Below are 12,252 nucleotides of genomic sequence, written 5' to 3' on the forward strand. Positions count from 1 at the left end.
TCGCCGCCTATAGCTGCTGCGCGCTTTTCGCCGCCTTCGCGCTGGCGCCGCTGCTCTGGATGATCTTCTCGTCGCTCAAGCCCTATGAGGAGCTCTACAGCTTCCCGCCATCCTTCAACCTGTCGACGCTCGGCCCGCACTACTACGAGAAGGTGCTGTTCTCCTCGCCGTTCCCGCAGTTCCTGGCCAACAGCCTGATCGTCTCCGTCGTCTCGACCCTGGTCAGCGTGCTCTTCGCCGCCATGGCTGGCTGGTCGCTGGCCCGCGCCCGCTTCCGCGGGCAATGGCTGATCCTGAACGCGGTGCTGCTGGCCTATCTCTTCCCGCAGGCGCTGATCGTGCTGCCGCTCTTCACCGCGATCGCCAAGCTCGGGCTGGCGAACAGCTATCTCGGGCTGATCCTGGCCTATGTCACCTTCACCTTCCCGTTTTCGACCTGGATGCTCACCGCCTATTTCGCCAAGGTGCCGATCGAGATCGAGGAGGCCGGGCGCATGGACGGGGCCAGCAACCTGACGATCTTCCGCAAGCTCGTCCTGCCGCTGGCGGCGCCCGGCATCGTCACCGTGGCGATCTTCTCCTTCATCAACGCCTGGAACGAGTTCCTCTACGGGCTCGTCATCCTCGGTGGCGGCGAGAAGCGCACGCTGCCGGTCGGGCTCTATAATTTCGTCGGTGGCGAGTTCGCGCAATGGGGTGAGATGATGGCGGCGACCAGCCTGACCATGCTGCCGACCCTGATCCTGTTCCTGTTCATCCAGCGCCGTCTGGTCGGCGGATTGACCGCCGGCGCCGTCAAGAGCTGAGCCGATGCCCAAGCCCAACCTCGTTTTCGCCAAGCCCAACCTCGTTTTCGCAATGAATCCGGACGTCACGTCGGACCTGATCACGCCTCCATTGCTCGCGCGGCTGGCCGAAAGCTGCACCATTCTCAGCGAGGCGCCGCTGCGCGATTATGGTTCGGCTGCGGCGCGGGCCCTGCTCGCCGAGGCCGCGATCCTCTTTACCGGCTGGGGCGCGCCGAAGCTCGATGCCGCCGCGCTTGCCCTTGCGCCGGGGCTGCGTCTCGTTGCCCATGCCGGCAGCGCGGTGAAGCCGATCGCCGCGCCCGAAATCTGGCAGGCGGGAATCGCCGTGACCTCCGCCGCGGCGGCGAATGCCGTGCCGGTCGCGGAATATGCCCTTGCCGCGATCCTGCTCGCCAACAAGCGCGCCTTCGGCGTGCGCGAGCGCTTCCGCCGGGAACGCAAGCTCTGGCAGCCGCAATGGCTCGCGCCCGGCGAGCCCGGCAATTACGGCGCCGTCATCGGCATCGTCGGCGCCTCCCGGATCGGCCGGCGCCTGCTCGCCCTGCTGAAGCCGTTCGACCTCGAGGTCCTGGTTTGCGATCCCTTCCTGTCGGAGGAGGAGGCGCTCACGCTCGGCGTAGAGAAGAGCGGACTCCACGAGTTGATGGCGCGAGCCGACGTCGTCAGCCTGCATGCGCCCTCGCTGCCTGAGACCACCGGCATGATCGGCCGGGCCGAGCTCGCCGCGATGCGCGACGGCACGACGCTGATCAACACGGCGCGGGGCGCGCTGGTCGACCATGCCGCGCTTGCCGAGGAGCTGATCTCGGGCCGGCTCAACGCGGTGCTCGACGTCACCGAGCCGGAGCCCCTGCCGCCCGACTCGCGCTTGTTCGATCTGCCCAACGTCGTCCTCACCCCGCATATCGCGGGCGCGGCCGGCTACGAAACACGGCGCATGGCAGAACTGCTGGTCGAGGAGATCGAACGCTTCGTTGCCGGTAAACCACTTCAACATGAGGTGACGGCCGCGATGCTCGCGCGGGTCGCTTAGCCCATGCGCCTGCTGCTGCACACCATGGCGACGCCGGAGCTCGACCCTGTCGGGGCGCTCGATCTGGCGCTGGAGCTCGGGCTCGATGGCCTCGACCTGATCTGCCAGGCTGGCTATCGCTGCGCCATCGCTCCCGATGCGCCGATCGAGGCCGCCAGGGCGCTCCGCGGCGAGGCCGATAGGCGCGGGCTCGTCATCGGCGCACTGACGCCCTACGAGAAGCGCTTCAACAGCCCTGTAGAGAGCGAGCGCGACGCGGCGGTAGCCAGCCTGCGCCATGCCATCGATCTGGCCGATGCGCTCGGCGCTGGCAGCGTGCGGGTTTTTGGCGGCGCGGAGGTCGCTGACGGCGAATGGCCCGTCGCGGTCGAGCTTTTGGCTGGCAGCATCAGGCGCGCCGCATCCTATGCCGCCGAACGCGGGATCGGGCTGAACATCGAGAACCATGACGGCACCATGGCCGATACGGCCTGGCGGACCTGCGAGATCTGGCGGCGGGTCGGCGAAAAGAATGTCGGGATCGTCTACGACCCCGCCAATCTGATCCGCGACGGCAAGGAGGGCTTTCCCGAAAGCCTCGAGCTCCAGGCCGATGCGGTGCGCCTCGTCCACGTCAAGGACTACAGCTTCGTGCCGGGCACCGAGCGCCGTGGCACCAACGAAGACAGCCGCCGCTCCGTGCCTGCGGGAGAGGGCGACGTGCCTTGGGAGGATATCGTCACGGCGCTCCTGGCGCGGGGCTATGACGGCGACCTGACGTTCGAATACGAGATGCGCTGGGTGCCCGAGCAATTGCCGCCGACCCGGATCGGTGTCGGCCGATCGCGCGACTACGTGCGGCGCCTTCTGTCGAAATCCGCTGAGCGCCAAGCCTAGCCCTGACGCCATCGCTGCGCCGAGGCCTTTGAGGCCTAGAGCATCGGACCGAAAAGTGGAATCCAGTTTTCGGAAAAATCCGATGCAATAACAAATGCCTAGATCGCCACTTTGCGTCCGATAGGACGCACGGCGATCTAGGCGTTGCCGATCGCCTCGCAGACGGCGCGCACCACCTCTTTCGTCGTGGCCTTGCCGCCGAGGTCGGGCGTCACGACGCCTTCACCGCAGACCTGCTCGATCGCCCGCATCAGCAGCGCGGCGGCATGCGGCTCGCCGAGATGCTCCAGCATCAGCGAGGCCGTCCAAAAGCTGGCGACCGGGTTGGCGATGCCCTTGCCGATCAGGTCGAAGGCCGAGCCGTGGATCGGCTCGAACATCGAGGGGAAGCGCCGCTCGGGATCGACATTGCCGGTGGGAGCGATGCCGAGCGAGCCGGCCAGCGCCGCCGCGAGGTCGGACAGGATGTCGGCGTGCAGGTTCGTCGCCACCACCGTGTCGATGCTAGCAGGCGAGCGCACCATGCGCGTCGTCATCGCGTCGACCAGCTCCTTGTCCCAGGTGACATCGGGGAAGTCGCGCGCGACCAGCGCCGCGACCTCGTCCCACAGCACCAGGCCGTAGCGCTGGGCGTTCGACTTGGTAACTACGGTCAAGTGCTTGCGCGGCCGCGAGCGCGCCTGCTCGAAGGCGAAGCGCATGATCCGCTCGACGCCGCGGCGGGTGAAGATCGCCGTCTCCGTCGCGACCTCCTCCAGCATGCCGCGATGGGCGCGGCCGCCATGCCCGGCATACTCGCCCTCGGAATTCTCGCGCACGATCAGCCAGTCGAGCTGGCCTGCCTCGACGTTCCGCAGCGGGCTGGTGACGCCGGGCAGGATGCGCGCCGGCCGGATGTTGGCGTATTGGTCGAAGCCCTGGCAGATCGGCAGGCGCAGCCCCCAGAGGCTGATATGGTCGGGGATATCGGCAGCGCCGACCGCGCCGAAATAGATCGCGTCGCTCTGCTTCAGCTGCTCGAGCCCGCCTGCCGGGATGAACTCGCCGGTCTTGCGGTAGCGCGCCGAGCCCCAATCGTAATGCTCGATCGCGAGCTTGAACTCGCCGCTGCGCGCCATCACCGCATCCAGCACTTCGAGACCGGCCGAGATCACCTCAGGCCCGATCCCGTCGCCGGGGATCGAGGCGATGTGGTATTCGCGCACGTTCCTCGCCGCCGCCTGGCCCGCCGGGACTGTCTTCTCGATGATGTTCATGGCGTCACGTTTCCCAGCCGACGGCGTCAGATCACGCCCGCATTCACCAGCAGCATCTGCTTGGTGATCATCTTGCTCTCATCCGCGGCGAGGAAGAGCGCCATGTTGGCGACGTCCTCGCCCTCGACCGGGTCGGGCAGGCATTGCTGCGTGCGGAACTGGGTGATCTTGCTCTCGTCCTGATACCAGAGCTGGCGCTGCCGCTCGGTCACGACCATGCCCGGCGCCAGCGCGTTGACGCGGATGCGCTCCGGCCCCAATTGCCGCGCCAGCGAGTTGGTGAAGCCGACGATGGCGGCCTTGGCGGCGCAATAGGCCTGCATGTCGACGCCGCCGCGTACCCAGGCGCCCGAGGTCATGTTGACGATCGAGCCATAGCCGAGCTCGCGCATCTGCGGCGTCACCGCCTGGGCGGTGAAGACGACGTGCTTCAGGTTGAGGCCCAGCATCGTGTCGAACGACTCGGGCGTGATCTCCTCGAAGCTCTGGCGCTGGTCGTTGGCCGCGTTGCTGATCAGCGCCGCCGCCGGCCCGAGCCGCTCGCGAAAAAGCGCGAAGGTGGCGCGTACCGCCGCGATGTCGAGCAGGTCGCAACGCTCGAAGACGGCGGTGGCGCCGCCTTTGCCAAGCTCTTCGGCCAGCGCGGTGCCGCGCTCGTCCTGGATGTCGACGAAACCGACCTGGGCGCCCGCCGCAGCGAAGGCGCGCACGATCGCCTCGCCGATGCCGCTGGCGCCGCCGGTGACGAGGACCGTCCGGCCGCGCAGGCTGGGATAGATTGCGCCGTCGCTCATTGGATGCGCCACTCCGTCTTGGGGTCGAACAGGCAGGCCTTGCGCAGGTCGAGCGCGAAGCCGTGGCGGCGGCCGGGCGTGGGCCGCACGTCGGGCGCCAGCCGGCCGAGGATCACGTGCTCGCCGAGCTTGAGGACGGTCATGGTCTCCGCCCCGGTCGGCTCGATCATCTCGACCGGCAGGCTGACTTCCGTCACGCTGCTGCGGTCCCCGCCGAAGCTGCGGCCGGACTCGGCGATGCATTCCGGCCTGATGCCGAGGATGATCTCCTTGCCGAGATAGGCCCGCGCGCCCTCGATCGGCGGCAGCGGCAGCTTCAACTCGTCGGGACTGCCGCGCCCGATGACCGCGACCAGCCCCGCCGGCCCCGCTTCGAGCTCGGCCGGCACCGTGTTCATCGGCGGCGAGCCCATGAAGCGGGCGACGAAGAGGTTGGCCGGCTTGTCGTAGATCGTGTCGGGATCGGCGAATTGCTGGACCTCGCCGCGATGCATCACCGCCACCCGCGAGGCCAGCGTCATCGCCTCGATCTGGTCGTGCGTGACGTAGACGATGGTCGCGCCGAGCCGGTTGTGCAGGCGCTTGATCTCCATGCGCATGTCCACCCGCAGCTTCGCGTCGAGGTTGGAGAGCGGCTCGTCGAACAGGAAGAGCAGCGGCTTGCGCACCAGCGCCCGGCCCATCGCGACGCGCTGGCGCTGCCCGCCGGAGAGCTGCGAGGGCTTGCGGTCGAGCAGATGGTCGATCTGCAGCAGCTTCGCCGTGTCGTCGAGCGCCTTCTGCTGGTCGGCCTGGGCGACGCCGCGGCAGCGCATGCCGAAGGTGATGTTCTGGCGCACGGTCATGGTCGGGTAGAGCGCGTAGGACTGGAACACCATGGCGATGTCGCGGTCCTTGGCCGGGATGTCGTTGACCGCGCGCCCGGCGATCTCGATGTCGCCGCCCGTCGCCTTCTCCAGCCCGGCGATGATCGAGAGCAGCGTCGACTTCCCGCAGCCGGAGGGTCCGACGAGGACGACGAACTCGCCGCTCTGGATGTCGAGGTTGATCTCCTTCAGCACATCGACATTGCCGAAGCGCTTGCTCACATTGGCGATCTGAAGAGCCGACATGGTTCGATCTGCCTTTACTTGACGGCGCCGGCCGTGAGCCCGCGGACGAAGAAGCGCCCGCCGAAGATGTAGACGAGCAGGGTCGGCAGGGCGGCGAGCACCACCGCCGCGCTCTGGATGCCGAATTCCGGCGCCTGCGCGATCTGCGAGGTCAGCGCCACCAGCGCCGCCGTCACCGGCTGCTGCTCGCCCGAGGTGAAGGTCACGCCATAGAGGAACTCGTTCCAGATCGAGGTGAACTGCCAGATCACCGTGACGATCAGGATCGGCGGCGAGAGCGGCAGCACGATGTGCCAGAAGATCCGGAAGAAGCCGGCCCCGTCGATATGGGCGGCCTTGAGCAGCTCGGGCGGGATGGCGAGGTAGTAGTTGCGGCAGAACAGGGTGGCGAAGCTCATGCCCTGAATGCTGTGGATGAAGACCAGCCCCATGGCGGTGTTGCTCAGGCCGAGCTCGGCCAGCACCGTCGCCCAGGGGATCAGCTTCATCTGCTCGGGCAGGAAGATGCCCATCACCACCAGCGCGAAGACGAAATTGTCGCCCTTGAAGCGCCAGAGCGCCAGCGAGTAGCCGTTCAGCGCGCCGAGCATCGTCGAGATCAGCGTCGCCGGCACGGTGATCGCGAGCGAGTTCCATATGAACGGCGCGATGCCGGCGCAATGGCCGTTGATGCAGTAGCTGTTCCAGGCGGCCGACCAGTTGCTGAGGCGCAGCTCCTTCGGGAAGCCGATCGCGGAGCTGCCGACGATCTCGCGCACGTCGCGCACCGAGTTGAGCAGCACGACGGCGAAGGGCGCGAGGTAGATCAGCGAGAAGAAGATGAGCGCGGCATAGATCGCGACGCGGTTCCAGGAGAGCGTGGCGGTCCGGTTCATGCCGTGGCCCTCCGCCGGCGCCAGAGCCAGTAGGGCACGACCACGAGCAGAAGCGTCGAGAGCATCAGCACCGCGGCGGCGGAGCCGCGCCCGAGTTGCCCACGCTCGAACATGTAGTCGTAGACCACCAGCGTCGGCAGCGCGGTCGCGATGCCCGGGCCGCCCGCGGTCAGCACCCAGACGAGGTCGAAGGTCTTGATGGCGAATTGCAGCAGCAGCACGAAGACGGTGACGAACATCGGCGCCATGCACGGGAATATGACCGAGACATAGGTGCGGGCCGCGCTGGCCCCGTCGATCTCGGCCGCCTTGACGATGTCGGCGTCGACCGAGCGCAGGCCGGCCAGGAACAGCGCCATGGCGAAGCCCGAGGCCTGCCAGGCCGCGACGATGATGATCGTGTAGATCGCCATGTCGCGGTCGACGATCCAGTTGAACTGGAAGTCGGTCCAGCCGAGGTTCCGCACCAGCTTCTGGATGCCGAGGCCGGGATTGAGGATCCAGGACCAGACCGTCCCGGTCACGATGAACGAGAGCGCCATCGGATAGAGGAAGATGCTCCGGAACAGGTTCTCGGCCTTGATGCGCTGGTCGACCAGCACCGCGAGCAGGAGGCCGATGAGCGAGGTCAGGACGACGAAGCCGAAGCCGTAGATCAGCAGGTTGGTATAGGCGGTGTGGACCTTGCTCTGCCCTATGATCGAGGCGTAGTTCCGCCATCCGACCCAGTTGTTGCTGGCGAATTGCTGGGAATCGGTGAAGGACAGCCATGTCGTCCACAGCGTGTAGGACACGACGTAGAACACGCTGACCGCCAAAGGCGGCCAGATCACCAGATGCGGAAGCACACGCTTGAACCACATGGGTTGCGACGCAGGGCTCAGCGGTTGTCGGCGACGGCGCTGACCAGCTTCTTCTGCCCGGCCTCGGCGGTCATGCCCTTGTCGCTGACGAATTCGGCGAGCACGTCGAGCATGGCGGAGGTGATCTGCGCCGTCTGCGCCATGTTCTGGCCGAGGCTGAGGATCACGGTCTTGTTCTTGATCGCCTCGCTGAAGGCGCGTGCGGCCTCGCGCTGGTTGTCGGTGAAGGCGGCCGATTTCATGTCGACGTCGGAGCGGACCGGGATCGAGCCGGTGATGCCCGAGAAGGCTGGGCCGAACGCGGGGCTCATCACGGTCTTGGCCAGGAGTTTCTGGCCCTCCTGCAGGTCCTCGTCCTTCTGCTGCCAGAAGATGAAGGAATCGGCGTTGAGGTCGAAGGCCGGCGGGCCGCTATTCTGCGGGGTGTTGCCGACGAGGTAGTCGTCCGGCGAGAAGCCGCTGAACTTCGCAACGCCCTCGGCCATGCCGCCATGCATGATGATGCCCATGTCGCCGGACATGAAGCGCGGCATCAGCACTGAGTAGTGCTGGCCGGCGGCGCCCGGATCCCAGAAATTCGCCAGCCGGCGCAGCTGCTTGAAGGCGTCGAGCACGTCGCAGCCCTTCAGCGCGTCGTCCTCCAGACGCATGATCGCGGCGCGGTAGGATTCGATGCTGATGCCGGAGAGCGCGAACTCGAACTTCTGGCCATGGTCCCAGGCCAGGCCGCCGGCGGCGAGCGGCGTGGCGATGCCCTTGGCCTGCATCTTCGACGCGAGGGAGTTGAAGTCGTCCCAGGTCTTGGGGATCGTGTTCTCGCCGACCTTCTCCATCGCCTTCTTCGACAGGAAGAGCGTGTTGGTGCGGAAGACCTGCGCCGGGATGGCGATCCAGTTGCCGAACGGCTTGTGCAGGTCGACGATCTCCTTCGGCATGAGCGCCTCGAAGCCCGCCCCGGCGACGATGCCGTTGAGGTCGACCGTCGGATAGGTCTTCGACCAGGCCGCGATCTCCGGCCCCTTGAGCTGCGAGGCGGCCGGCGCCGCCTTGGCGATCATCTCCGCCCGGATCTTGTTCATCAGGCCGCTGGTGCCGCCCGGTACCGGGTTGTGCTTCCAGGCGCCGCCGGCATCGGTGAAGAGCTTGCCGAGCGCGTCCATGGCCTTGCCGTCATTGCCGGCGGCCCATTGCGAGCTGACGGTGATGCGCGGCTGCGGCGCGGCCTTGGCGGCACCGGATGCAGCGGCGACAGCCGCCGCCGACCCGATCAGGAACTCGCGCCGGCGCATGCGGAAACTGGCCATCTCAAATCCTCCCCTGGCGTGAGGGCGCTCTCGCGGCGCCCTTCGAAGTCATTTTTGTGAAATGCATTCTGGTATGGAAGTTCGCACGCGAGATTTGAGGCTGTCAAGGGGTGGGAAGTGGCGCGCGAAGCACAGATCAGCCCTCATCCTGAGGAGCAGGCGAAGCCTGCGTCTCGAAGGATGCTCCAGAGGGCGCTGTCACCGCGAGCTGGATCATCCTTCGAGACGCCGCTTCGCGGCTCCTCAGGATGAGGGCTGCGGTGAGATGCAGCGTGGCGCGCTTACTTCAGCGCGGCGACGATCTCGGCGCTGGCGCGCGTCCGGTGCGTCTCGGCGGCGCTGCGCGCTTCCGCGCCGGCGCCGGCCCGCAGCGCCGCGAGAATGCGGCGATGCTCGATCACGGAATCCGGCAGCGACGGCCGGTAGCGCAGCGTCGCCTCGCGGGCGCGCTGGGCCTGGTCGGTCATGGTCGACGCCATCTTGGCCAGCCGGGCATTGCCGCATTCGCCGACGAGCAGGCGGTGGAACTGGTCGTCCGCCTTGGCCCAGCCGCGCAGGTCGCCCGTGACGAAGCAGCGCTCCATCTGGTCGGTGGCCGCCGCCATCGAGTCGATCACCGCCTCCGTAGCGCGCGGATCATCCGTCCGGTCGGCCAGCAGCAGCGCCGCCATCCCCTCCAACGCGATCAGGAGCTGGTAGGTCTCCAGCATGTCGGCGGCGGAGAGCGGCAGCACCTGCACGCCGCGGCGCGGCAGCACTCGCAGTAAGCCTTCTTGCTGCAGCCGGATGATCGCCTCGTGCACCGGTGTCCGGCTCATGTTGAGCTGCTCTGCGATGCGCTGCTCGACCGCCTGGTAGCCAGGCGGCAGCACGCCTTCGAGGATGCTCGCCTTCAGCGCGCGATAGGCCTCCTCGACCAGCGACTCCTTCGGCGCGGCGTCGGTCTCGGTCCATTCCTCCGGCCTGATCACGCCTGGGCGCGGCCGGGGCAGGGAGGAATTCGAATGAGGCATGGTCGTCGCTCGCATGCATGCTACGCGGGATCGGTTCGGCGCCGCCGCAGCCTGGGGCTTGACGCGCATAGCTGCATGCGTCTTTCCATACCAGAGTGCATGCGTCGCCTCAAGGCTGACGCAGCATAAGCCGCGACCGGGGGAAACGCGACCATGAAGATCAAGGAAATCCACGGCTACGAGCTGTCCTTCACCCTGCCGGAGCCGATCGGCAACAGCCTGGGCTATTTCGACCGGCGCAGTGCGCTCGTGGTCCAGGTCGTGACCGACACAGGCCATTCCGGCTGGGGCGAGACCTCGGCGCCGCAGAAGCCGGCCGCCGCTTTCATCAGGTCGCAGTTCGCCCCGCTCCTGCTTGGCCAGCCGGCCGAGGCGATCGGCGTGCACTGGCGCAGGATGGTCCAGACCCTCGGCTACGACCGCCAGGGCACCGGCATGATGGCGCTCGCCGCGCTCGACATGGCGCTGCACGACGCCGTCGCCCGCGCGCAGGGGATTTCGCTCGCGGCCTTCCTCGGCGGCGCCTTGCGCGATCGCGTGCCGGCCTATGCCAGCGGCCCCTTCCTGAAGCCGAACGGCGACCCCCACCGCGATTTCCAGGTCGAGATCGACGCGCTGCTGCGCCGCGGCTTTCGGGCGATCAAGCCGCGCGCCGGCTACAGCCCGCGGGCGGATGGCGCGATGACGGCGGCGGTGCGCAGGCAGATCGGCCCGGAGATCGCACTCGCGGTCGACTTCAACCAGGGCTACGCCCGCTCGGCCGCGATCGAATCGGCCAAGCGCATGGAGGAGGCTGAACTGCTCTGGCTCGAGGAGCCGATCGCGCCCGACGATGCCGCCGGCTACCAGGCGATCTCGCAGGCCGTGACCACGCCGATCTCCGGCGGCGAGTCCCTGACCAACCTCGCCGACTTCCGCAGCTTCTTCTCGGCCGGCGCGTTCTCGCTGGTCCAGCCGGACCTGACGATCTGCGGCGGCTTCACCGGGATGCGCCGGGTCGCGGCGCTGGCCGAGGCCTTCAACATCCCGCTGACGCCGCACACCTTCGGCACCACCGTGAACTTCCACGCGTCGCTCCAGCTCGCCGCGACCTTGCCGGCGCATCGCGGCGGCGGGCCGCTGCCCTTCCCCTATGTCGAGTATGACTCGACCCATAACCCGCTGCTGAACCTCGGCGGCCCGCTGAAGCTCGACGCTGATGGCTGTGTCCCGCTGCCGGACAAGCCCGGCATCGGCATCGACCTGAACGCCGAGAGCTTCGCCCCTCATGTCAGGGAGCATTGGTGCGAAGCCGCTTGAGGACACCGGGCGTCTTCTCAAGGTAGAACGGCCGCTCTCGCCACCGAACCAGCCGCGAAAAGCCCGACTGGTATATGCTGCGGCCATCGCTCCCGCATGGAAGGTGCCGTGACTTGAACCACCGCCAGCTCGAGACCTTTGCCGCGGTGATGAAGTCGGGGACGGTGTCGCGCGCCGCCGAGCTGCTCGGCATCACCCAGCCGGCGGTGAGTCGCACCGTCGCGGAGCTGGAGCGCTCGATCGGCTTCCTGCTCTTCGACCGGGTGCGCAACCGCATCATCCCGACGCCCGAGGCCAGGCTGTTCTACGCGCAGGTCGAGGCCTCCTTCCGCGGCATGGACACGCTGCGGGCCGCTGCCGCGCGCATCCGCGACCACGGCTCGGGCCAGCTGCGCGTCGGCTCGCTCTCGGCGCTCGGCTCCTCGCTCGTGCCCAAGGCCGTCAGGCGCTTCCGCGAGGGCCATCCCGATATCGGCGTCACGCTGATGGTGCTGCCCTCGCGCGACGTGCGCGACGGCGTCGCCTCCGGTGAGTTCGATGTCGGGCTCGCCGCCGACGAGATCGACGTCAGCGGCGTGCTGCACCAGCCCTTCGTCTCGCCGCGCGTGCTCTGCGCCCTGCCGCTCGGCCATCCGCTGGCCGATAACGCGGTCATCACCCCCTACGACCTGCATGAGCTGCCCTTCATCGCCTATGTCCCGGAGGACCGCGCCCGCCAGCGGCTCGACCTCATCTTCGCGGAGGCCGACGTCGCGCCGCGCATCGTGGTCGAGACGATCTATGCCGCGACGGTCTGCGCCCTGGTGGCCGAGGGCGTCGGCGTCGGCCTCGTCAGCCCCTACGCGGTTGCCGGCGCCGATCCGACCCGCATCGTGCTCAAGCCGTTCGAGCCGGCCGTGCACAGCAAGAGCCTGCTGATCCTGCCGCTCGACCGGCCGAAATCCCAGCTCGTGCGCGATTTCATCGATTGCCTGCTCGCCTCGCGCTGAAGGTAACGTCAGCGAGCAGCCGCCCAGCC

Annotated in this window: 12 protein-coding genes; 5 read left to right on the top strand and 7 right to left on the bottom strand. The window is 67.7% G+C overall.

The window, feature by feature from the left end:
• The 3 genes from DWF00_RS23100 to DWF00_RS23110 all read left to right on the top strand — a co-directional run.
• Positions 1 to 806 (top strand): carbohydrate ABC transporter permease (locus DWF00_RS23100; protein WP_147283761.1); only part of this gene is annotated, 806 nt, incomplete at its 5' end.
• 4 nt (positions 807 to 810) lie between these two features.
• On the top strand, positions 811 to 1,842 hold the full coding sequence (locus tag DWF00_RS23105; RefSeq protein ID WP_114831142.1) for a hydroxyacid dehydrogenase: 1,032 nt from the start codon (positions 811 to 813) through the stop codon (positions 1,840 to 1,842).
• A 3-nt stretch (positions 1,843 to 1,845) separates the two neighbouring features.
• Entirely contained in the window at positions 1,846 to 2,718 is an 873-nt protein-coding gene (locus tag DWF00_RS23110) for a sugar phosphate isomerase/epimerase family protein (RefSeq protein WP_114831141.1), read from the top strand.
• Between the two features lie 137 nt (positions 2,719 to 2,855).
• On the opposite strand, the gene DWF00_RS23115 is transcribed toward DWF00_RS23110, so the two are convergent.
• The 7 genes from DWF00_RS23115 to DWF00_RS23145 all read right to left on the bottom strand — a co-directional run bounded on the left by DWF00_RS23115 (position 2,856) and on the right by DWF00_RS23145 (position 9,935).
• Positions 2,856 to 3,923, bottom strand: a complete 1,068-nt coding sequence (locus DWF00_RS23115) for a tartrate dehydrogenase (protein WP_114831155.1) — start codon at positions 3,921 to 3,923, stop codon at positions 2,856 to 2,858.
• A 77-nt stretch (positions 3,924 to 4,000) separates the two neighbouring features.
• On the bottom strand, positions 4,001 to 4,768 hold the full coding sequence (locus DWF00_RS23120; protein WP_114831140.1) for an SDR family NAD(P)-dependent oxidoreductase: 768 nt from the start codon (positions 4,766 to 4,768) through the stop codon (positions 4,001 to 4,003).
• A complete protein-coding gene (locus DWF00_RS23125) occupies positions 4,765 to 5,880 on the bottom strand; it encodes an ABC transporter ATP-binding protein (RefSeq protein WP_114831139.1) in 1,116 nt (371 codons plus the stop codon). The genes DWF00_RS23120 and DWF00_RS23125 overlap by 4 nt, the downstream gene beginning before the upstream one ends.
• A 14-nt stretch (positions 5,881 to 5,894) precedes the next feature.
• Positions 5,895 to 6,755, bottom strand: a complete 861-nt coding sequence (locus tag DWF00_RS23130) for a carbohydrate ABC transporter permease (RefSeq protein ID WP_114831138.1) — start codon at positions 6,753 to 6,755, stop codon at positions 5,895 to 5,897.
• Positions 6,752 to 7,618: a carbohydrate ABC transporter permease gene (locus tag DWF00_RS23135; RefSeq protein WP_114831137.1), complete on the bottom strand. Its 867-nt coding sequence runs from the start codon at positions 7,616 to 7,618 to the stop codon at positions 6,752 to 6,754. Before DWF00_RS23135 ends, DWF00_RS23130 begins: the two co-directional genes overlap by 4 nt.
• 17 nt (positions 7,619 to 7,635) lie before the next feature.
• Positions 7,636 to 8,922 (bottom strand): ABC transporter substrate-binding protein, encoded by a 1,287-nt coding sequence (locus DWF00_RS23140; RefSeq protein WP_245974236.1) that lies wholly within the window; start codon positions 8,920 to 8,922, stop codon positions 7,636 to 7,638.
• A 281-nt stretch (positions 8,923 to 9,203) separates the two neighbouring features.
• Positions 9,204 to 9,935, bottom strand: a complete 732-nt coding sequence (locus tag DWF00_RS23145; protein ID WP_114831136.1) for a GntR family transcriptional regulator — start codon at positions 9,933 to 9,935, stop codon at positions 9,204 to 9,206.
• A 153-nt stretch (positions 9,936 to 10,088) separates the two neighbouring features.
• On the opposite strand from DWF00_RS23145, the gene DWF00_RS23150 reads away from it, so the two are divergent.
• Both DWF00_RS23150 and DWF00_RS23155 read left to right on the top strand, forming a co-directional pair.
• A complete protein-coding gene (locus DWF00_RS23150) occupies positions 10,089 to 11,234 on the top strand; it encodes a mandelate racemase/muconate lactonizing enzyme family protein (RefSeq protein WP_114831135.1) in 1,146 nt (381 codons plus the stop codon).
• A 113-nt stretch (positions 11,235 to 11,347) separates the two neighbouring features.
• A complete protein-coding gene (locus tag DWF00_RS23155) occupies positions 11,348 to 12,223 on the top strand; it encodes a LysR substrate-binding domain-containing protein (protein WP_114831134.1) in 876 nt (291 codons plus the stop codon).
• Positions 12,224 to 12,252: the final 29 nt, after the last annotated feature.

Source organism: Allobosea caraganae (genome assembly GCF_003351345.1).
GTDB lineage: Bacteria > Pseudomonadota > Alphaproteobacteria > Rhizobiales > Beijerinckiaceae > Allobosea > Allobosea caraganae.

Bases quoted from the DNA above. Each gene is read 5' to 3' on its own strand.
- DWF00_RS23105 (WP_114831142.1), top strand. From the start codon at position 811: ATGCCCAAGCCCAACCTCGTTTTCGCCAAGCCCAACCTCGTTTTCGCA.
- DWF00_RS23110 (WP_114831141.1), top strand. From the start codon at position 1,846: ATGCGCCTGCTGCTGCACACCATGGCGACGCCGGAGCTCGACCCTGTC.
- DWF00_RS23120 (WP_114831140.1), bottom strand. From the start codon at position 4,768: ATGAGCGACGGCGCAATCTATCCCAGCCTGCGCGGCCGGACGGTCCTC.
- DWF00_RS23125 (WP_114831139.1), bottom strand. From the start codon at position 5,880: ATGTCGGCTCTTCAGATCGCCAATGTGAGCAAGCGCTTCGGCAATGTC.
- DWF00_RS23130 (WP_114831138.1), bottom strand. From the start codon at position 6,755: ATGAACCGGACCGCCACGCTCTCCTGGAACCGCGTCGCGATCTATGCC.
- DWF00_RS23135 (WP_114831137.1), bottom strand. From the start codon at position 7,618: ATGTGGTTCAAGCGTGTGCTTCCGCATCTGGTGATCTGGCCGCCTTTG.
- DWF00_RS23140 (WP_245974236.1), bottom strand. From the start codon at position 8,922: ATGGCCAGTTTCCGCATGCGCCGGCGCGAGTTCCTGATCGGGTCGGCG.
- DWF00_RS23145 (WP_114831136.1), bottom strand. From the start codon at position 9,935: ATGCCTCATTCGAATTCCTCCCTGCCCCGGCCGCGCCCAGGCGTGATC.
- DWF00_RS23150 (WP_114831135.1), top strand. From the start codon at position 10,089: ATGAAGATCAAGGAAATCCACGGCTACGAGCTGTCCTTCACCCTGCCG.